This is a genomic window from Arthrobacter rhizosphaerae (genome assembly GCF_023062595.1).
GTDB classification, from domain to species: Bacteria; Actinomycetota; Actinomycetes; order Actinomycetales; family Micrococcaceae; genus Arthrobacter; species Arthrobacter rhizosphaerae.
In genome coordinates this window covers 95,332-112,126 of the sequence record NZ_JALLAN010000003.1, presented here as the reverse complement: position 1 = coordinate 112,126, position 16,795 = coordinate 95,332, and the positions used below count along the sequence as shown (strand labels likewise).

Annotated in this window: 21 protein-coding genes; 10 read left to right on the top strand and 11 right to left on the bottom strand. The window is 62.3% G+C overall.

What is annotated here, in order from left to right; all coding sequences use genetic code 11:
• Window positions 1-24: 24 nt before the first annotated feature.
• Window positions 25-192 (top strand): hypothetical protein, encoded by a 168-nt coding sequence (locus tag MU551_RS05430; protein WP_247041347.1) that lies wholly within the window; start codon window positions 25-27, stop codon window positions 190-192.
• On the opposite strand, the gene MU551_RS05425 is transcribed toward MU551_RS05430, so the two are convergent.
• Entirely contained in the window at window positions 189-338 is a 150-nt protein-coding gene (locus MU551_RS05425; RefSeq protein ID WP_247041333.1) for a hypothetical protein, read from the bottom strand. The genes MU551_RS05430 and MU551_RS05425 overlap by 4 nt on opposite strands.
• Window positions 339-386: 48 nt before the next feature.
• Between MU551_RS05425 and MU551_RS05420 the strand changes: the two genes are divergently transcribed.
• Both MU551_RS05420 and MU551_RS05415 read left to right on the top strand, forming a co-directional pair.
• Window positions 387-1,073 (top strand): hypothetical protein, encoded by a 687-nt coding sequence (locus tag MU551_RS05420; RefSeq protein WP_247041331.1) that lies wholly within the window; start codon window positions 387-389, stop codon window positions 1,071-1,073.
• The gene (locus tag MU551_RS05415) at window positions 1,073-1,873 is read left to right on the top strand and encodes a hypothetical protein (protein ID WP_247041330.1); all 801 of its coding nucleotides are present in this window, start codon (window positions 1,073-1,075) and stop codon (window positions 1,871-1,873) included. Before MU551_RS05420 ends, MU551_RS05415 begins: the two co-directional genes overlap by 1 nt.
• 279 nt (window positions 1,874-2,152) lie before the next feature.
• Here MU551_RS05415 and MU551_RS05410 read toward each other — a convergent pair whose 3' ends face one another.
• A complete protein-coding gene (locus tag MU551_RS05410) occupies window positions 2,153-2,761 on the bottom strand; it encodes a hypothetical protein (protein ID WP_247041328.1) in 609 nt (202 codons plus the stop codon).
• A gap of 416 nt (window positions 2,762-3,177) precedes the next feature.
• Here MU551_RS05410 and MU551_RS05405 point away from each other — a divergent pair, with 416 nt between their 5' ends.
• Window positions 3,178-3,462: an ArsR/SmtB family transcription factor gene (locus tag MU551_RS05405; protein WP_247041326.1), complete on the top strand. Its 285-nt coding sequence runs from the start codon at window positions 3,178-3,180 to the stop codon at window positions 3,460-3,462.
• Window positions 3,459-3,872 carry a VOC family protein gene (locus MU551_RS05400; protein ID WP_247041324.1) on the top strand — a complete coding sequence of 138 codons (414 nt, stop codon included), beginning with the start codon at window positions 3,459-3,461 and terminating at the stop codon, window positions 3,870-3,872. Before MU551_RS05405 ends, MU551_RS05400 begins: the two co-directional genes overlap by 4 nt.
• A gap of 25 nt (window positions 3,873-3,897) precedes the next feature.
• Here MU551_RS05400 and MU551_RS05395 read toward each other — a convergent pair whose 3' ends face one another.
• From MU551_RS05395 to MU551_RS05380, 4 genes are all read right to left on the bottom strand, one after another.
• Window positions 3,898-4,671 (bottom strand): IclR family transcriptional regulator, encoded by a 774-nt coding sequence (locus MU551_RS05395; protein WP_247041322.1) that lies wholly within the window; start codon window positions 4,669-4,671, stop codon window positions 3,898-3,900.
• 42 nt (window positions 4,672-4,713) lie between these two features.
• The gene (locus MU551_RS05390) at window positions 4,714-5,484 is read right to left on the bottom strand and encodes a cyclase family protein (protein WP_247041320.1); all 771 of its coding nucleotides are present in this window, start codon (window positions 5,482-5,484) and stop codon (window positions 4,714-4,716) included.
• On the bottom strand, window positions 5,481-5,918 hold the full coding sequence (locus tag MU551_RS05385) for a hypothetical protein (RefSeq protein WP_247041318.1): 438 nt from the start codon (window positions 5,916-5,918) through the stop codon (window positions 5,481-5,483). Before MU551_RS05385 ends, MU551_RS05390 begins: the two co-directional genes overlap by 4 nt.
• Before the next feature lie 187 nt (window positions 5,919-6,105).
• Entirely contained in the window at window positions 6,106-7,557 is a 1,452-nt protein-coding gene (locus MU551_RS05380) for an amidase (protein WP_247041317.1), read from the bottom strand.
• Window positions 7,558-7,708: 151 nt separating this feature from the next.
• On the opposite strand from MU551_RS05380, the gene MU551_RS05375 reads away from it, so the two are divergent.
• The 3 genes from MU551_RS05375 to MU551_RS05365 all read left to right on the top strand — a co-directional run bounded on the left by MU551_RS05375 (window position 7,709) and on the right by MU551_RS05365 (window position 9,374).
• Window positions 7,709-8,035: a rhodanese-like domain-containing protein gene (locus MU551_RS05375; protein WP_247041315.1), complete on the top strand. Its 327-nt coding sequence runs from the start codon at window positions 7,709-7,711 to the stop codon at window positions 8,033-8,035.
• A 41-nt stretch (window positions 8,036-8,076) separates the two neighbouring features.
• On the top strand, window positions 8,077-9,060 hold the full coding sequence (pheA, locus tag MU551_RS05370; RefSeq protein WP_247041313.1) for a prephenate dehydratase: 984 nt from the start codon (window positions 8,077-8,079) through the stop codon (window positions 9,058-9,060).
• A gap of 92 nt (window positions 9,061-9,152) precedes the next feature.
• Window positions 9,153-9,374, top strand: a complete 222-nt coding sequence (locus MU551_RS05365) for a hypothetical protein (protein ID WP_247041311.1) — start codon at window positions 9,153-9,155, stop codon at window positions 9,372-9,374.
• A gap of 54 nt (window positions 9,375-9,428) precedes the next feature.
• On the opposite strand, the gene MU551_RS05360 is transcribed toward MU551_RS05365, so the two are convergent.
• Window positions 9,429-10,517, bottom strand: coding sequence for a diacylglycerol/lipid kinase family protein (locus MU551_RS05360; protein WP_247041310.1), 1,089 nt, complete (start codon window positions 10,515-10,517; stop codon window positions 9,429-9,431).
• Window positions 10,518-10,596: 79 nt separating this feature from the next.
• On the opposite strand from MU551_RS05360, the gene serS reads away from it, so the two are divergent.
• Window positions 10,597-11,877 (top strand): serine--tRNA ligase, encoded by a 1,281-nt coding sequence (gene serS, locus MU551_RS05355; RefSeq protein WP_247041309.1) that lies wholly within the window; start codon window positions 10,597-10,599, stop codon window positions 11,875-11,877.
• An 8-nt stretch (window positions 11,878-11,885) separates the two neighbouring features.
• Here the strand turns inward: serS and MU551_RS05350 are convergent, their stop codons facing one another.
• From MU551_RS05350 to MU551_RS05340, 3 genes are read right to left on the bottom strand one after another with little or no spacing between them, the layout of a single operon-like run.
• On the bottom strand, window positions 11,886-13,004 hold the full coding sequence (locus MU551_RS05350; protein ID WP_247041308.1) for a Gfo/Idh/MocA family protein: 1,119 nt from the start codon (window positions 13,002-13,004) through the stop codon (window positions 11,886-11,888).
• Complete coding sequence (locus MU551_RS05345) at window positions 12,989-13,684, bottom strand: ThuA domain-containing protein (RefSeq protein ID WP_247041307.1); 696 nt, start codon at window positions 13,682-13,684, stop codon at window positions 12,989-12,991. Before MU551_RS05345 ends, MU551_RS05350 begins: the two co-directional genes overlap by 16 nt.
• Before the next feature lies 1 nt (window position 13,685).
• On the bottom strand, window positions 13,686-14,864 hold the full coding sequence (locus MU551_RS05340; protein ID WP_247041306.1) for a Gfo/Idh/MocA family protein: 1,179 nt from the start codon (window positions 14,862-14,864) through the stop codon (window positions 13,686-13,688).
• A gap of 240 nt (window positions 14,865-15,104) precedes the next feature.
• On the opposite strand from MU551_RS05340, the gene MU551_RS05335 reads away from it, so the two are divergent.
• Window positions 15,105-16,148, top strand: a complete 1,044-nt coding sequence (locus tag MU551_RS05335; RefSeq protein ID WP_247041305.1) for a LacI family DNA-binding transcriptional regulator — start codon at window positions 15,105-15,107, stop codon at window positions 16,146-16,148.
• A 33-nt stretch (window positions 16,149-16,181) separates the two neighbouring features.
• Here MU551_RS05335 and MU551_RS05330 read toward each other — a convergent pair whose 3' ends face one another.
• Window positions 16,182-16,730 carry a TetR/AcrR family transcriptional regulator gene (locus MU551_RS05330; protein ID WP_247041304.1) on the bottom strand — a complete coding sequence of 183 codons (549 nt, stop codon included), beginning with the start codon at window positions 16,728-16,730 and terminating at the stop codon, window positions 16,182-16,184.
• Between the last annotated feature and the right edge of the window lie 65 nt (window positions 16,731-16,795).

The following is a 16,795-nucleotide window of genomic DNA, read 5'->3' as shown; positions in this document are numbered from 1 at the left end:
CTACCTTCCCAAGGATCTGAACTAGTGGTTGGGGAAGCTCATCCATGGATTGACTCACTGTGGAAGGACGGCGGTTCCTTCCATGAAGCGGAAGCAACGGCCAGCGAGCAGGGTGCGATCTCCTTGGAAGTCGATAGTCAAGGTGCCGCCGCGTGCCGATGCCTGCTGGGCAAGCAGTTCATTTTTGCCTAGGCGTTCGGCTCACATCGGAGCGAGCTGGCAGTGGGCCGAACCGGTGACTGGATGCCCTCAACGATGTAGATCAGGTCTGTGGCTTGTAGTGCTTCAGTCACCGGGACGCCCAAGGCCTTGGCGATGTCGGGCCGACGTCCGGGCAAATGTGTGAGCGTATAGACTCGCTCCGCCGCCGGGTGTACTTTTCAGCTGTGGAAGGCTTTACGCATCCTTCGGACGCCGACCGCGAGTTTCGTGAGCTCCGTAGGCGGGCATACGGTCCGGATCCAGACATAAGTGTCGACCCTCCGGCCCTGGCGAGGTTGCGCGACCTTGAGGCGGCGACCCGCGCTGACATCAGTTCACCGCCTGTTGCCTCAGCGAGCGAGAGTGCGCCAGATTCCGATGCTGCCGCCGATGCTGCCTCGATTGAACATCCGCTGCCTAAGTGGAGTCGCCTTGGCTGGGTCGGTGGCGCGCTGGTCCTCGCGGTTGGGATCATTATGACGATCCTGATGTTATCCGCGCCGCGCCCTGAGGCCACTCTTTACCCGACACGGGCCGCGGTCGATGACCAGGTCCGCGAACTCGTGGAGGGAGTACCCATGCTGCTGGTCGAGGCTTCAACCCTCCGCGGATACGGGTCGTATCTGGGTCTTGAGATCTGGTCCGGCGTGGACAGGTTCGACGCGCCGTGTCTGGTGGCAATTCACCGGGCAAGCGGTAATCTCTCGAAAGCTCGATGTGCTCCGGCTCCAGCAGATCTTATTATGGACGTCGCCTCATCCGGCGATGGGTTTGAAGGATTCGAAGGACGTAGCGGCGACGGCATCATCCGATTCATACTTCGTGACGACAAGGTGGATGCTTACGTCTACCTCATGCCGGAGGAGGGTTGATGGACCCATCCTCACCCCGGTCCGATGCTGAGCGCGAGCTGGACGAGCTCCGCAGGAGGACATACGGTCCGCACCCGGATATTCAGTCCGACCCCGCAGCACAGGTAAGACTGACGGAACTGGAGGCGGCACGCACCGCGATTACTCGCCCCGCCACCGGCACCGAGGTCTCAGCACCCGCTGCAGCCCCGGATTCCGGGTCAGTTCCTCACTCCACCTGGACCAGGTCCATTGACGAAAAGCCGGGCTCGGCAACCAGCATCGCGCCCGTGGCGGAGTCCAGGATTGGATCGATGTCCTCGACCTGGCGTCGTCTCACGGCGACACGTGCCCGACGTTACTCATTTGTGGCCGGCGCGCTGGCAGTCTTTCTTGCCGGTGTGTTCGCCGTGACATGGATTGCAACACCGCATCCCGATGCCACATTGCATCCAATCGCAGACGAGGCAGACAGCGACGTTCGCACAATGCTGGAATTCCTCTCAACGCTGGAATTCGCTTGGGGGGAAGCTGCCGGCCAATCCAGCTTCCGCGGCTATCAACCGTATTGGGGAGTTGAACCCTGGTTCTTCGTGGACGGACGGGGCTTCCAGTGCTTCATGCTCATTAGTCGCTCCGGTCCCACTGTAGACGGCGCCAATTGTGTGCCGCCCGGGGTCGATCTTTTTGCAGACATCGACGGGGACTTCCTTCGGACCGATGACGGTATGACAGGCGTCCCGAATGGCATCGTCCGGTTCCACTACCGCGGCGATTCCGTAGACGTCTTTCTCTACCCCGCGTCGTCGAAGGCAGAATGAGGCGCGGGCCCGGAAAGATAGGCCACGAGGTTCAAATGCCCTGCCGCGGGCCGAGGAGAGTGGATTCGCCGGGGGCATTTCACCAAGAGCCTGACGAGGGATTCAAGGGCGCCGCCCCCTGCTAGCCTTGCGACGCGATCCGGTCGGCGGCCCTCACGTACAAGTAGACGTCGACGTGGTCGCCTTGGAGCACGAATCGGATGAGACTGTCGGTCGGCAGGTCGGCGAAGACCCCGCCGGAATTGTAGGAGACCCCGCCGGACCCGTCGTTCCTGGGATTCACCAAGTCCGCGATGGTGTCGAGGCCTTCGGGGAACACCCTTCGTCGCCGATCCCCTCCCTGAGTCCCTGGCCGGGGTGGGCCACGAGCAGGCAGACCGTGCCGAAGCGAGACTTTCCGCTCCAGACGCTGAGGCCCCGGAAGTCCTCGTAGCGCCCCAGCTCATCGGTACTGAGACCCAGCCAGTTGAGAGTGCCGTACGGGTCTTTCGGCTCATCGGCGTCGGCACCGAAGGACTCCAGTGCGAGCACGTAGTCCGGTGTGAGCGCGTAGTGCGGTGCGATCACCGTAGGTCCCTGCGCATCGAGGACGGGCGGCAGCATCTCCGCCGTCGACGCGTCGGTCTGGATTGGAGTGGACCCAGGAGCAAGCAGCTGCGACATCCAAGCGACGAGGGCAGCGATCAGGGCGAGGGCCGCAATGGCGCTGCCGAGGATCGCCAACCAGCGGCGGCGGCGCCACCACGGTGCCGCGGGGGCATCGACGACGGGATTCGGCTGGCGTTGGGCGGCCTCCAGTTCGGAAAGCCGAGCCATAGCCGCCGCATCCCCTGCGATGTCGGCACCCGGTCCGTACGCGCGTCGTTGGAGGCGCTCCAACTCGTCCATGTCCTCATTATCCGCGCGGGCACGACACGGGAAAAGGGTGCCCCGGAACGAGGATGACGTCGGCAAAACCGGAGTTCACTTGGCGATCCATATCGCCGTGCATTCGAATGCTGGAGCTACGTTGCAATGGTGGCCTCCGTCGTGGTTGGCACGGCCGCCGCAGCTTTCGTGGGGTGGGTATTTAGAGTGCGGGTTGAAGCAGCCGATACCATGACGTCCGAGCCTGAAATCACCCGATTCGGTGGAACAGCCTTACTCCTCGTCGGGCTGAGCGTACTGGTGTTTCCGCCTCGGCCGTTTTTGCCGCGGTAAGGCAAAGCAAGATCAACCGGGCGAAATAGAAGGCAGGAAAGGGGCCTTTGGATTACTCCACCGACCCCTTGATATGCAAGTATCCACTTGCCTATTATGGAGCCATGGTCGATGTCTTCCGTGCTCTCGATGACGAAACGAGGCGCCTGGTTCTTGACGAACTGTCTGCGAGGGACGGCCAGACACTATTCGAAATCTGTACCACGCTGGCAATGCGTCACGGCCTCACCCTCACACGTCAGGCGATCTCCCAGCACCTCGGAGTGCTTGAGTCGGCTGGCCTCGTGGTGACCGAGCGGCGTGGACGCTCCAAATTCCACTACTTCAATCCAGAGCCACTCGCCCAGATCACCGGACGGTGGCCAAGCAGAAAAAGGACTGAACAATGAAAATTTCCCTGACGAGCCTGTTCGTTGACGACCAGCGGGCAGCCCTCGCCTTCTACACCGAGGTGCTCGGCTTCAAAAAGCGGCATGACATCCCCCTCGGCGAGAACTTCTGGCTAACCGTTGAGTCACCCGAGGTAGTTGACGGTCCGGAGCTTTTGCTGGAGCCGGCTGGTCACCCTGCAGTGAAGCCGTATCGGGATGCGCTGATGGAGGACGGCATTCCGTTGGCTCAGTTCTCCGTAAACGATATCGAGGCCGAGTACGCCAGGCTGACCAGCCGGGGTGTCGTGTTCACCCAGCCGCCCACCGACATCGGCACCGCCTTCGTAGCCGTCCTTAACGACACCTGCGGCAACCTCATTCAGCTCATCGAAATGAAGCCGAACTGGAACGACGCCGACGCCAGTTAGGGGGAGGCCCCCTACGGCTCCAAGCTCACACCCCAGCGGCGGACCGCCCCGTCAGGGCCGCTTCCAGCGCCCGCCCCCATTTGACGACGGCGGCACCACACTCGGCGCTTTTGGGTTCCAGCCTGCTTTTGGGCCCCACAACCTGCAGCGCGGCCAGCACCTCGCCGCGGAAGTCGTGAATAGGGACAGCAAGGGAATACAAGCCGGGTTCGGCCTCTTCATCCACCACTGAATATCCGCGCTCGCGGGCCGAGTGAAGCCGCTCGAGGAAGTCGTCAACGCCTGTGGGGGTCTTGGGTCCATGCTTCACGAACTCGGTGCGGCTGAACACCCTCCGGACCTCGTCGTCAGTAGCCTGCCACAGCAGTGCCTGGCCTGCGTCACTGCAGTAAGCGGGGTAAGGCCGGCCGATCCACGAACCGATCATCTTGCTGTCAGCCGGAACGCGCTCGCCGATCGTCACTGTTGAATCGCCGCTCAGAACGCCCAGGAAGCAGCCTTCTCCGGTGTCCTCGACAAGGCCTTCCAGCGCCGTCAGCCCATCAGTCCGCAGACGCTGCTCCGTGAGGGCCCGCGCATCCGCATATAACCCCCAGTGCAAGGCATAGGCCCGGCGCTCGCCGCGGATCAGGAAGTCCTCCTGCAGTGCCGCCTTGAGCCCGCGTGACACTTGGCTGCGGTCTTTGCCGAGATCAGCGGCGACGTCGGCAACCGTGGCGCCCGCGCTGCCGGCGGCATGCCGGGCACTCACCGCGAACACCACGTTCATCCCACGGCCCATGCTTGAGTTTTTCGGCATGGGCCGAGTCTAGCCAACGTTGGTGACTGTTAACTGCAGAGGTCAGTGGATGGCAAAGACCCTGGCAGGAAAGCCGCTGCCACCTTGGGGTTTGGGCCAGGTGGCCACGATCGCCGCCCCTGCTTCGGGCAGGGACTCCAAACTGGCCAGAAGCTCAATCTGCCAGCGCCCCTGCGCCAGGATGTAGGTTTCGAGACTGAAGTCGGAGCGCGACGTCGCCTGGCCCGGGTCAGTGTCTGTTTGTTCGTGCCCGATTGCGCGGATATTCCGCTCTTCCACCAAGAACCTCAGTACCGCGGAGGACCACCCGGGTGTATGGCTGACGCCGTCGGAATCCCGGTTGGCCATGGCCTCCCCGTCCGGCCAGCGGCTGCTCCACCCACTGCGCAGCGCTACGAAGGAATCCTCCGGGATCCGGCCGTGCCGCTTTTCCCACGCCTCCACATCGGCGAGGGAAGGTGTGGCGTCGGCGTCCGCGTCCACGCGCTCACTGATGTCCAGGACCACAAGGGGCAGGATCATTTCCTGCACGGGGATGTTGTCCAGGGTCCGTCCTGACCGGATAAAGTGCGACGGCGGATCGACGTGGGTGCCCCACTGCCCGACGATGGTGTACTGGTGCGCAGTAAACCCGTCCCCGGCTTCCAGATCAAAGAGATTGCTGCGGACTTCATCGGGAAATGCCGGGAAATGGGGTTGCCCCGGGTGGAAGGCGTGGGTCAGATCGGTGAAGGTCCGGCCGGCCAAGAGGGTGCTGAGGCCTTCCCATACTCCGGTGCTGAGGCTTTCGGTGGTTCCTGCGCTGATTGTCATGCCGCAACCCTTCCTGTCATGAAGGTGGAGATGTTGAGGGCTTCGGAAACTTCAAGAACCGGGACTTCCCACGGGTGGATAGCCACGACTCGTTCGACAATCCGCCCGACGGCGTCGTCGGAAAGATCCGCGTCGATGTAGGTGGTCAGCAAGAAGGTGGGGGAGACGCTGCGCTTGCCGACTGTGCCCATTGTTGGATTGGCGCCTTCGCCCACCGTGAATCCCTCGAACCCCAGGCCCGACTCAAAGACGTGGTGGTACATCCCGAAGTCTCCGAGTTCGGGCATTTCGCGCAGAGCGGCCAGAAACGCGGCCATCCGGGGGTCCTCCTCGAACACCTGTGTTTCGCCGGCAGCGAGCCGCGCGAGGATCTCCCGCTCGATTGGCCAATGGATGCGTAGTTTCCGCACTCGCTTCATGCCCGAAATTCCCATGTGATTCCTTTTCCTGTGGCCAGGCCTTGCCTGGGAACGCTCTTATGCGTTCACTTGTGCCTTCATGGTGACACACCTCACTGATCATCACAAGCACGTTGAGATGTTTATTATGCACATCTAACGCAAACGCAGGCGCTCCAAAGCATGGAAGGACGTGGGGTACCAAAGGCCAGAAGGGAGGGGCCTAGAAGCCCAGTTGGGCGCCAACCTGCAGGAGCAGGGCTTCGGAACCCATGGGGCCGATGAGTTGGATTCCCATGGGAAGGGGACTTCCCGACGTCCCATCAGTCCAGTGGACGGGCAGAGTGATCGCAGGCAGTCCGCAGGCATTGACCATCGATGACCACGGAGCGTACTCGCACTGCCGGCGGTAGTCTCCGTCGGCGTCGCCCGCCCACTCGGTGGGCCATGGCCCGTCGCCATGCGTGCCGGTAAACCAGCCCACAGGCCTTGGCGTCTGAGCGAGGGCGGGGGTCATGATGAGATCCCACGCCGCGTACTGGGCGATGGTGTCTCGCTGGAACTGCCGCAGAAAACCCACCGCTTCGGCGACCTTGGTGGCGCTCCGCTGCTGGGCCCGCCGCCTGAACGTCCGGGTGAGCGGGGTGAGGAGCGGTTCCCGCCGCGGGCTGATACGCGCGGCGCCCACTCCGGCAGTCCAGGCCGTGGTGAAAGCATCCGGGTAGCGGTTGTCGTAGCGGATGGCCGCCTCCGACGTCGTATGTCCTGCCGCCTCCAGCATCCTCGTCCCTTTAGCGAGTGCCTCGAGTGCCTCGGGGTCGGGAGTGAAAGGGAAAATGCCTTGCCAGGGGCTGTCCAGGCTGATGCCAATCCGGAGCCTTCCGGGTTCTCGTTTCACGGCTGCAAGGTAGCCTCCGGTGGGACCCAATGGATCCTGGGCGTCGAGCATAAGGGCATCCGGCATCAACGCGTCCAGCATGAGCGCCGCGTCCTCTGCCCGCCTTGCAAGAGGGCCAGCGACCACTAGACGGGCAGGGTCGCCGGTGCTTTCCCCCGCTGGTACCAGCCCACGCCCGGGCTTTAACCCAACAAGTCCGCATGCCGCAGCCGGAATTCGGACCGAGCCGCCGCCGTCGGTCCCGGGAGCGAACGGGACGAGTCCGGCCGCCACAGCTGCGGCGCTTCCGCCAGAGGACCCGCCGGAACTTCTGCTCATCGCGTAAGGATTGCGCGACGGCGGCGCGATCCTGTTTTCGCTGTAGGCAGTCAGTCCGAACTCGGGCACCTGCGTCTTTCCGAGGGAAATGACTCCCTGCGCTTTGAGTGCTGCGGCAAGTACTCCATCAGCGGGAGCCGGACGATGGTCCAGCGCGGCGCTTCCGTGAGTGGTCACAACGCCTGCCACGTCCGTGAGGTCCTTGAATGCCACCGGCATTCCATGAAGGAGCGGAAGGGCATTTGCGCCGGAACCACGCGCAGTGTGCACGTAGTGGTTGTCAGCAGTTGCCGCGTCCCGCATTGCCTGCTCTGCCGTCACAGTGATGAAAGCACCTAAGCCCTTGTTCCTTGCCTCGACCCGGCGAAGGTAGTGTTCGGTCGCTTCCCTGGCCGACAGCTTGCCCTCTGCAAGGGCATCCCGCAATTGCACAGCGGAGAGTTCATGGAGGTCAGCCACGACGGGCCGTCCTTGTGATGATGGCTCTTACCGGCACGCGATTCTCCTTTGCCTTGTCCACAGAAAGCGTAACGTGGCACCTGCTGGGGGATGGCTCCAGCTGCTGGCGATACGCTGGAGTCAGACCTAGAAAATCCAGGAGAGGACTCCCATGAGCGATTTCGAAACCGTAAAAGTGAACGATATTCCTGCCGGTGCGCGTCTTCTTGACGTGCGGGAGGACTATGAGTGGTCAGCCGGGCACGCTGAGACTGCGCTGCACATCCCATTGGAACAGCTTCCCGCGCGCCTCGATGACCTGGACCCGGACGAAGACCTCTACGTTATTTGCCGTACTGGTGGACGCTCGTTCCGCGCTGCCCAGTGGCTGGTGGCGCAGGGATATTCCGCTTTCAACGTGGCAGGTGGCATGGATCAGTGGCTGGAGTCCGGCTTGCCGCTGGTTTCCGAGAGCGGCCTCAAGCCAGTGATCCTGTAGTTCCTGTTCCGCCTGCTGACCGTTCAACTGAAGGACTACCGATGCCCGCAGTTCCCGTTACCTACACCTTCCTAGGCCCTGAGGGTACTTTCACCGAAGCGGCGCTGTTGCAGGTTCCGGGGGCTGCGGACGCGGTACGTATCCCGTCGTCGAACGTCAACTTGGCCTTGGATAAGGTGCGGGACGGATCCGCTGACGCCGCTATGGTGCCCATCGAAAACTCGGTTGAGGGCGGTGTGACGGCCACGCTCGACGCCATAGCAACAGGGGAGGAGCTGCGGATCATCCGTGAGGCCCTTGTTCCCATCAGCTTTGTCCTTGTGGCAAGGCCTGGGGTGAAAATCGCGGACATCCGCAGCATTTCCACCCATGGACACGCCTGGGCCCAATGCAGGCTGTGGGCCGAGGCCAATATTCCAGGTGCTGAATATATTCCAGGCTCCTCGACTGCCGCAGCGGCGCTTGGCCTGCTCAACGACGACGGCGTCCACTACGACGCCGCTATTTGCGCGCCCATAGTGGCCGAAGAGCAGCCAGGCCTGCAGGTCCTGGCGGAAAACATCGGCGACAATCCCGGAGCCGTAACCCGCTTCGTGCTCGTCAGCAGGCCTGGAGTGTTGCCGGAGCGCACGGGCGCCGACAAAACGACTGTGGTGGTGCCGCTGCCGGAGGACCGTCCTGGCGCCTTGATGGAGATTCTGGACCAGTTCGCTACGAGGGGAGTGAACCTCAGCAGGATCGAGTCCCGCCCCACCGGACAGTACCTGGGGCACTACTTCTTCAGCATCGATGCTGACGGGCACGCAGCGGATGCGCGGATGGCGGATGCCTTGGCGGGTCTGCACAGGATCAGCCCTGCAACACGCTTTCTCGGCTCGTACGGGAGGGCAGATGCGCAGAGCCCGGTGGTGGAGCCACACACCTCGGACGAAGCATTCCAAGCGGCGCATGCATGGGTCCAAGGAATTCTCTCCGGCGCATCTGTAAGCCAGGATCCAGCTCCGGAGGCTTCGCGCACAGCGTAGACAAATGCCACTTATGGCACTTCCGCGCCTGCTGAACTGTGCGTATGCTTGCCAGATCAAATGGGGGAAACCTCTACCGGAGGGAGCGGGACATGTCAGCAGCCAGTACCGAGAATGACGGCCAAGGGATGATCGTCAATCCGAAGCCGCGTGCCGAAAACCAGGACTGGGACGGCGATGAGGCAGACCGCGCCGATCGACTCCGCTTTGAAGAAGAGCAGGCCATGATCCGCGAGCAAACCGAAGCCCGTGCCGCAGCCAAAGCAGCTGCAGAGAAGCTGGCCGCTGAAGCCACAAAGGGCTCCGGCTCCTGACGGTGGCCCAAACCTGCCGTGCGAAAGTGACCTGAGCAGGGGGCAACGCTGGTTCTACAGCGTGGATCCCTCCGGCATCCAGTGTGCCGTTGGGTCACCTTTGACACGGACCAGCAATGACCGGGGGTCAACTCTGACAGTAACCGAGGTGGCTTCACCTGAGGGGTCCCCATCCAGTTGGGTCGGCATCGGCTCGGCGCAGCGGATTACTGCCTTGCCCGAGCGGTAGTAGGTCATCACGGGTAGATGCCGCTTGTGCTTGAACACGACTTTTGCGTACATCGCCACCCAGCCGATGGCGCTGCGCGGGCTCATGACCACAACGTCGAGCATGCCGTCGTCGATCATGGCCTGCGGGACAAAGTCGATACCACCCGGGATCAGGCCGCAGTTCGCGAAGAGCAGGCTGCGGATTTTCCGGGTTTGCTCCGGCTGATCGTCAAGGGCGATGGACACCTTTTTCCGCCTGCCGGGCATATGGCGAACGCCGGCTTCCGTATAGGCCAACCAGCCCACCGCCCTCTTGAGTCCGTCGTTGGTATCGCCAAGGATTTCGGCGTCCAGGCCAATTCCGGCGATGACCAGGAACGTGTGCTTGGACGAATGCCCGGTCCTTGAGTTGACGATGCCCATTTGGGCTGTGTCGATGAAGCGTTGATGACCGAACAAGGCTGTATCGATGCTCCCGGGCAGGTCGTAGACATCAAGGTTCAGATTGCGGGCCAGGAGATTTCCGGTTCCCAGCGGGACAAGGCCCATGGGGATCTTGCTGCCGGCCAGGGTCTCAGCCACAACCCGTACTGTTCCATCGCCGCCGCCCACCAGAACGACGTCGGCCTCGTAAGCAAGGGCCGCCCGCCCCTGAGAAAAGCCGGGATCCTCAACTGTGGTTTCAAAGAAGCGGGGCTCATCCCACCCGGCGGCGAGGCAGGCTCGCTTTATGGATGCACGCGCTTCCTCGGATTTGGCCTTGATGGGGTTTAACACGACCGCCACTTTTTGCTTTTCCAGGCCAGGGTGGTGTGCTTCTTCGTGAACGGCACTGCGGATGTGCCGCGCCTTTAGCTTGCGCACACCCCACCAGCTCGAGAAGGCGAACGCCAGAGCTCCGAGGGCGATGAGATAGATCAGCAGGTCGCTCATTGTGCTCCAACAGTATCCCGGCCCGGGGTCTCGCTTGAGCCCGCGTCGGTCTGCGTGGTGGATTAGATACTCTTGTCTGGTGATCGACGTAAAAGACCTCAGCGACAATCCGGACAAGTTCCGTGCCAGCCAGCGCGCCCGCGGCGCCGACGAATCTGTTGTGGATGCGATCATCTCCGCTGATTCAGCCCGCAGGGCAGCGCTGATTCGCTTTGAGAACCTGCGCGCCGAGCAGAATGTCTTCGGTAAGAAGGTGGCCCAGGCCAAGGGTGAGGAAAAGCAGGCCCTGCTGGCAGAGGTCAGGGAACTCGCAAACTCTGTGAAGGCTGCTTCCGCCGAGGCTGACGCCGCCCAGGCCAAGCAGGAGGAGTTGCTGCGCGGCATCCCCAACCTGATCGAGGACGGGGTTCCTGAAGGCGGCGAGGATGACTACGTCGTGGTCAAGACTGTGGGCACGCCACGTGAATTCCCTGACTTCGAGCCTCGCGACCACCTGGAAATCGGCGAGCTGATTGGCGCCATCGATATGGAACGTGGTGCCAAAGTCTCAGGCTCACGGTTCTATTTCCTTCGAGGGGTCGGTGCCCGGCTGGAAATGGCGCTCCTCCAGATGGCCATGGAACAGGCCATCGACGCCGGTTTTGTTCCCATGATTACCCCTACTTTGGTGCGCCCTGAAACCATGCAGGGCACCGGCTTCGATGTTAAGCACGACGCCGAGATCTACCGCCTCGCCGAAGACGACCTTTACCTCGTGGGAACCTCGGAAGTGGCTTTGGCCGGGTACCACGCCGATGAGATCCTGGACCTCTCCAAGGGGCCGATCCGGTACGCGGGCCAGAGCTCCTGCTACCGCCGTGAGGCTGGCTCGCACGGTAAGGACACCCGCGGGATCATCCGTGTGCACCAGTTCAACAAGGTGGAAATGTTCATCTACACCACGGTGGAAGAAGCCGCGGCCGAGCATGAGCGGCTTCTGGCGTGGGAAGAGGAAATGCTGGGCAAGTGCGAGCTGCCGTACCGGGTCATTGACACGGCGGCCGGCGACCTCGGCATGTCCGCGGCGCGGAAGTTCGACTGCGAAGCCTGGGTTCCCACTCAGGGCGCCTACCGGGAGCTCACGTCGACGTCCAACTGCACCACGTTCCAGTCCCGCCGCCTCAACATCCGTGAGCGGACTGTCAACGAGGAAGGCGTCTCCAAGGGAACACGCGCCGTCGCAACCCTCAATGGCACCCTGGCCACCACACGCTGGATAGTGGCCATCCTGGAGCACCACCAAAACGCGGACGGTTCCGTCAACGTTCCAGTGGCGCTGCAGAAGTACCTTGGCGGCCTTGAAGTCTTTCCGGTGCTGTAACCGGTCGCCTACGAGTTGATCGGCTGGGCTCGCGCGTCCTCCGGAGATGCTGTGAGCCGTACGGGTTCCGGTCGTGATGCAGTGCTCGCGACCGGAACAACGGCTCCGATCCGGGCTGATTCGAGTACCGATTCCATGACATCGAGTACGTGATAGGCCAGCTTGCCGCCAGCGCGGGGTTCTTCTCCCGGCGGCGTTGCAGCGAGGTCTGCGATGCCGAACCCTCTCCCTGAGTCGATGTACCCGGCCGATACCGGCAGAGTTTGCCAAGAGTCGCCGCTTAGCATGAAAAGTTCGACATCTCCCTCAAAGAGATTCGGGTCCGGGATGGCCAGGGAACCACGATCCCCGTGGACTTCGATGTTTGACGACTTGGTCCTGACCGCGTCGAAGCTCATGACGAGCGTGGACAAGGCCCCGCCCTCGTGGGTAAGGATGCCGGTTACGTGGGAGTCGATGCTGACGGGTATCACCTCTCCTTCCCGCGCTCCGGAACCGATAGTACGTTCGGCACGGGTGTGACTGGCCGCGCCGGTGACCGAAACCACCGGCCCCAGCAGGGTGACCAGGGCGCTGACGTAGTAAGGCCCCATATCGAGCAGCGGACCGCCACCGGGTTGGTAATAGAAGTCAGGGTTGGGGTGCCAGCGCTCGTGACCGGGGGTGACCATGGTCGCCGTCGCCGAAATCGGCGCCCCGATCAGTCCGTCGTCGATCGCCTTGCGGGCCGTCTGAATTCCGGTTCCGAGAACGGTGTCGGGGGCACAACCGACGGCGACCCCCGCGGCTTCCGCTGCTCTCAGTACCTGCCGGGCTTCGGCAGTGGTAGCCGCAAGGGGCTTTTCCCCGTAAACGCTCTTTCCCGCGGCAATTGCCTTGAGGGCGACGTCGGCATGGGCCGCAGGGATTGTCAGGTTCAGGACCAGGTCAACGTCATCCGCGGCGATCAATCCGTCCACGGTCAACGCCCGGACGCCGTCGTTCTCATCGGCTACGGCCTGGGCCCGAACGGGGTCCAAATCCGCTACTGCCACGAGTTCGATGACCTCCAGACGTCGGAATGTGGCGAGATACTGCGCGATGATGGCCCCGCATCCGATAATTCCGACGTTTATCGGCTTGCCCACAGAAGGCCCCTTTCGATGATGGTACGTACGTTTCTGTCTTTAAGGACTTCCAGGCTGTGTCCGGGCGTGGAGACGAAGATCCGTCCCTTGCCCCACTGCCGCGTCCAAATGGCCGGCGACGTCACTTCGCGGTTCCAGGGATCCCACTCGCGGACCTTCTGGGTGGTCGTCGCGAGCACGTCGATGTAATCGTCCGCCAGGACCCAATACTGTTCGGTGACGAGGTCGAAGTCGCCGATGCCTCGTGTGACGGGGTGGTCCACACCGGGGAGCATGTTGATCGTGTACGGAATGTAGTTGTCGTCCTGCTGCCCACTGCGTTCCTCGGGATGTTTACCCGGGTGGCACGCGAATTGCCCACCAATGAGATGGAGGTAATCCGAGGTGTTCCGGTAGGAATCGGCAATCCCTCCGTGCCACCCGGCCAGGCCTGTGCCGTTTTCCACGGCAGTGCGCAGTCCTTCGAATTCTTCTCTTTCAATGGAGGACATGGTCATGCACTGCATGATGAGGTCAACGCCGGCAAGGTAGCCGGCATCGGCGTAGATCTTTGGGGATTCCTCCACCCGTACGTCGTAGCCGTTGTCCTCCAGGTATGGAATGAAGAGTTCTGTCGCCTCGACCGGTTGGTGTCCGTCCCAGCCGCCGCGGACCACCAGCGCTGTTTTCGTCTCTGTCATTTCAGACTTCCTGCCAGCGACTGGAGGAGGCAGCGCTGGATTCGACGGCGGCCAGGACGCGCTGCACCTGTAGGGCGCTGGCGAAGGACGGTTCAGGCTGGCGTTTCCCGGCAATCGCGTCTACCAGGTCCACCACCTGGTGGGTGAAACCGTGTTCGTATCCGAGACCGTGGCCGGTTGGCCACCAATTCCCGACGTAAGGGTGTTCCGGCTCCGTGACCAGGATCCTCCTGAAGCCGGCGTCCGGCGAGTCAGCATCGTCATAGACGGAGAGGACGTTCATGTCCTCAAAGTCGAAGGCAAGGGATCCCCTTGTGCCGTTGAGTTCCAGCCGCATCGCGTTTTTCCGGCCCAGGGCGAAGCGGGTGGCTTCGAAGACACCGATAGGACCATTCGCAAACCGGGCGGAAAATATGGCGGCGTCATCAACGGTGACCGCACCGCGCGGAGCCTCCGCGGTAACGTCGCCGTGGCCGCCGAGGCCCACGCGGTCACCGGCGAGTGGGCGTTCCGTGACGAAGGTTTCCAGCAGCGCTGACACGCCTGTGATGTTCTGGCCGGTGACCCATTGTGCTGCGTCGATGATGTGGGCGCCGATATCGCCCAGGGATCCGGACCCTGATTTCGTCTTGTCCAGCCGCCACGTCATAGGGGCGTTTTCATCGCTGAGCCAGTCCTGCAGGTATTGTGCGCGGACCTGCCGGATGGTTCCGAGGCGACCCTCGTCCACCATCCGTTTGGCCAGCGACAAAGCCGGAGTACGTCGGTAAGTGAAGCCGCACATTGAGTAAACGCCACGTTCGAAGGCTGCTTCCGCGGCCTGGGCCATGCGTTCTGCCTCTGCAACCGAGTTGGCCAGCGGCTTTTCGCAGAGCACATGCTTTCCGGCTTCAAGTGCGGCCACCGCGATTTCGGCATGTGTGTCGCCAGGGGTGCAGATATCAATCAGGTCGATGTCGTCACGCTCGATGAGGCGCCGCCAATCGGTTTCGACCGACGCCCAGCCAAACTTCTCTGCCGCTGCTGTGACGCCGTTCCGGTCGCGGCCGGCCACAGCCTTAAGCTCGGGTTCAAGCGGCAGGTCGAAGAAGCGGGGGGCGGTACGCCACGCATGAGAATGTGCGCCGCCCATGAACGCGTAGCCCACCATTCCTACCCGTAATGGCTGTGCGGAAGTCATCGAATACCTTTCGTGAAAGCTCGGTCAAAAATCTGTCTTGCTTGTTACTGAATCGCAGTGAACTCCAGCCCAAAAGTTCCGAAATATTTCGCTAAGATATCGGCAGAGTGAGATAAAAGTAATGGCCATCACAAGGGTGGGTCAAGGCTTACGGCAACAAAGTCGCAGGAAACGATTGACCTTTCTGGAATCGACTGCAAAACTTACCGTTCGAAATATTTCGAAAGACAAGGAATGACCATGCCTGACGTTGAGCCCAAGCGAAAACTGACCCTGGCAGCCGTTGCACGCGAGGCCGGGGTTTCTGCGCCGACAGTCTCAAAGGTGATCAACGGCCGCGATGATGTCGCAGAGGAAACCCGCTCCAAGGTCATGGGGGTCCTGGCGCGGACGGGGTACAAGTCGCCGCTCCAGCAGCGCAGGAACCTCACAGGCAGGCAGGTCGTCGAGGTGGTCTTTGACTCGCTGAATACTGCCTACGCAATAGAGGTGCTCAATGGAATCCTGGAATCCGCCGGGGAGTCGGAGATTGAGGTCCTGCTCAATGTCACGGGCAAGCAGGGAACTTCGCGACTGTCTGCCGAGCAGCGCGCAGCCCGGATAATCGACGAAGGCCGCTGCGGGATGATTGTGGTGACATCCGCCTTCAGCGGGGCCCAACTGGGCGCTTTCCGCCGGAGGGGAGTTCCCGCCGTCGTAATTGACCCCTTCAATCCGCCCCCCGCCGAAGTTGTGAGTGTCGGGGCCACCAACTGGGCAGGCGGCAAAGAGGCAACCTCCCACCTGCTGGAACTTGGCCATCGCAGGATTGCGTACTTGGGCGGCCCTGACGGCGTCGAATGCAATCAGGCGCGGCTCCATGGCTATCTGGCCGCCATGCGGGCAAACGGAGTGACGGTGGATAGCCGCTACATCATCCAGGGATCCTTCAGTTCCGAACATGGAGTTGAGGGGCTGAAGACCCTGCTTCGGCTCCAACAGCGACCAACCGCCATTTTCGCCGCGAATGACAGCATCGCCCTGGGCGTGCTTGCCGAGGCGCGCCGGCAGGGCGTTCGCGTGCCGGAAGACCTTAGTCTGGTTGGATTTGACGGCACCTCGCAGGCGGAGGAGTCCGTGCCCGCCCTTACCTCAGTGGCCCAGCCACTGCAGGAGATGGGACGCGCTGCTCTGCGCTTCATCCTGAGCCAAACGCGCGGGGAACTGCTGGATTCACCCCGGGTTGAGCTGGCTACCCACCTCGTTATCCGTGAATCCACCGCCCCGGTGCAAGCTGTGCCTTGAGCTGCCAGGCCATACCCTCAACTTATGGAGGGGTCAGGCCTTCAAAAGAAACTGCCCGAGGGATATGAGTTCGCTGCGGAGGGCTTCATCGCCGATGTCGGCCAGCTGCGGGTCTATGCCGACGCTGGCAAGTCCTCCGCCAAACAGGGAAACAGCGATCCGGCGGCGGGTGTCTGGTTCCGGCCCCAGGAGCATCCTGCCTAGCTGGAGAATGAGCTCGGCTGCCTCGCTGTGCATCTCGAGGAAACGTCGGACTTCCGGATCGTGACTGAGCGCCGCAACCACTTCACGTTGGGCGATCACGAGGTTGCAGAGTCCCGCGGTAGCCACCTCCTGCTGTGATTCGGAGGCCTCAGCATCGGCGATGATGCGGCGCATCTGTTCGAAGGCGGGAGCAAGGACGGCTTCGATGATGCCTTCCTTGGTCTTGAACTGGTAATAGACAGCAGCTTTCCCAATTCCCAGGTGATCGGCAATCATCTGCAGGGACGTCCCGCTGACCCCCCGCTCGGAGAACAGTTCGAGGGCTGCTGCAACGACCCGCTCGCGTCCCTGGCCCCGCGGTGCTTTTGGCTTCCCCATAATCCCCCTTGATCGTGGCAGGCACGATTGGGCCCGCATGGCCGGCTCATTTAGACGGCAGTACC

What these genes read in the sequence shown, in the direction of transcription:
- MU551_RS05415 (WP_247041330.1), top strand. Translation starts at nt 1,073, where the DNA reads ATGGACCCATCCTCACCCCGGTCCGATGCTGAGCGCGAGCTGGACGAG.
- MU551_RS05410 (WP_247041328.1), bottom strand. Translation starts at nt 2,761, where the DNA reads ATGGACGAGTTGGAGCGCCTCCAACGACGCGCGTACGGACCGGGTGCC.
- MU551_RS05405 (WP_247041326.1), top strand. Translation starts at nt 3,178, where the DNA reads ATGGTCGATGTCTTCCGTGCTCTCGATGACGAAACGAGGCGCCTGGTT.
- MU551_RS05400 (WP_247041324.1), top strand. Translation starts at nt 3,459, where the DNA reads ATGAAAATTTCCCTGACGAGCCTGTTCGTTGACGACCAGCGGGCAGCC.
- MU551_RS05395 (WP_247041322.1), bottom strand. Translation starts at nt 4,671, where the DNA reads ATGCCGAAAAACTCAAGCATGGGCCGTGGGATGAACGTGGTGTTCGCG.
- MU551_RS05390 (WP_247041320.1), bottom strand. Translation starts at nt 5,484, where the DNA reads ATGACAATCAGCGCAGGAACCACCGAAAGCCTCAGCACCGGAGTATGG.
- MU551_RS05385 (WP_247041318.1), bottom strand. Translation starts at nt 5,918, where the DNA reads ATGGGAATTTCGGGCATGAAGCGAGTGCGGAAACTACGCATCCATTGG.
- MU551_RS05375 (WP_247041315.1), top strand. Translation starts at nt 7,709, where the DNA reads ATGAGCGATTTCGAAACCGTAAAAGTGAACGATATTCCTGCCGGTGCG.
- pheA (WP_247041313.1), top strand. Translation starts at nt 8,077, where the DNA reads ATGCCCGCAGTTCCCGTTACCTACACCTTCCTAGGCCCTGAGGGTACT.
- MU551_RS05365 (WP_247041311.1), top strand. Translation starts at nt 9,153, where the DNA reads ATGTCAGCAGCCAGTACCGAGAATGACGGCCAAGGGATGATCGTCAAT.
- MU551_RS05360 (WP_247041310.1), bottom strand. Translation starts at nt 10,517, where the DNA reads ATGAGCGACCTGCTGATCTATCTCATCGCCCTCGGAGCTCTGGCGTTC.
- MU551_RS05345 (WP_247041307.1), bottom strand. Translation starts at nt 13,684, where the DNA reads ATGACAGAGACGAAAACAGCGCTGGTGGTCCGCGGCGGCTGGGACGGA.
- MU551_RS05340 (WP_247041306.1), bottom strand. Translation starts at nt 14,864, where the DNA reads ATGACTTCCGCACAGCCATTACGGGTAGGAATGGTGGGCTACGCGTTC.
- MU551_RS05335 (WP_247041305.1), top strand. Translation starts at nt 15,105, where the DNA reads ATGCCTGACGTTGAGCCCAAGCGAAAACTGACCCTGGCAGCCGTTGCA.
- MU551_RS05330 (WP_247041304.1), bottom strand. Translation starts at nt 16,730, where the DNA reads ATGGGGAAGCCAAAAGCACCGCGGGGCCAGGGACGCGAGCGGGTCGTT.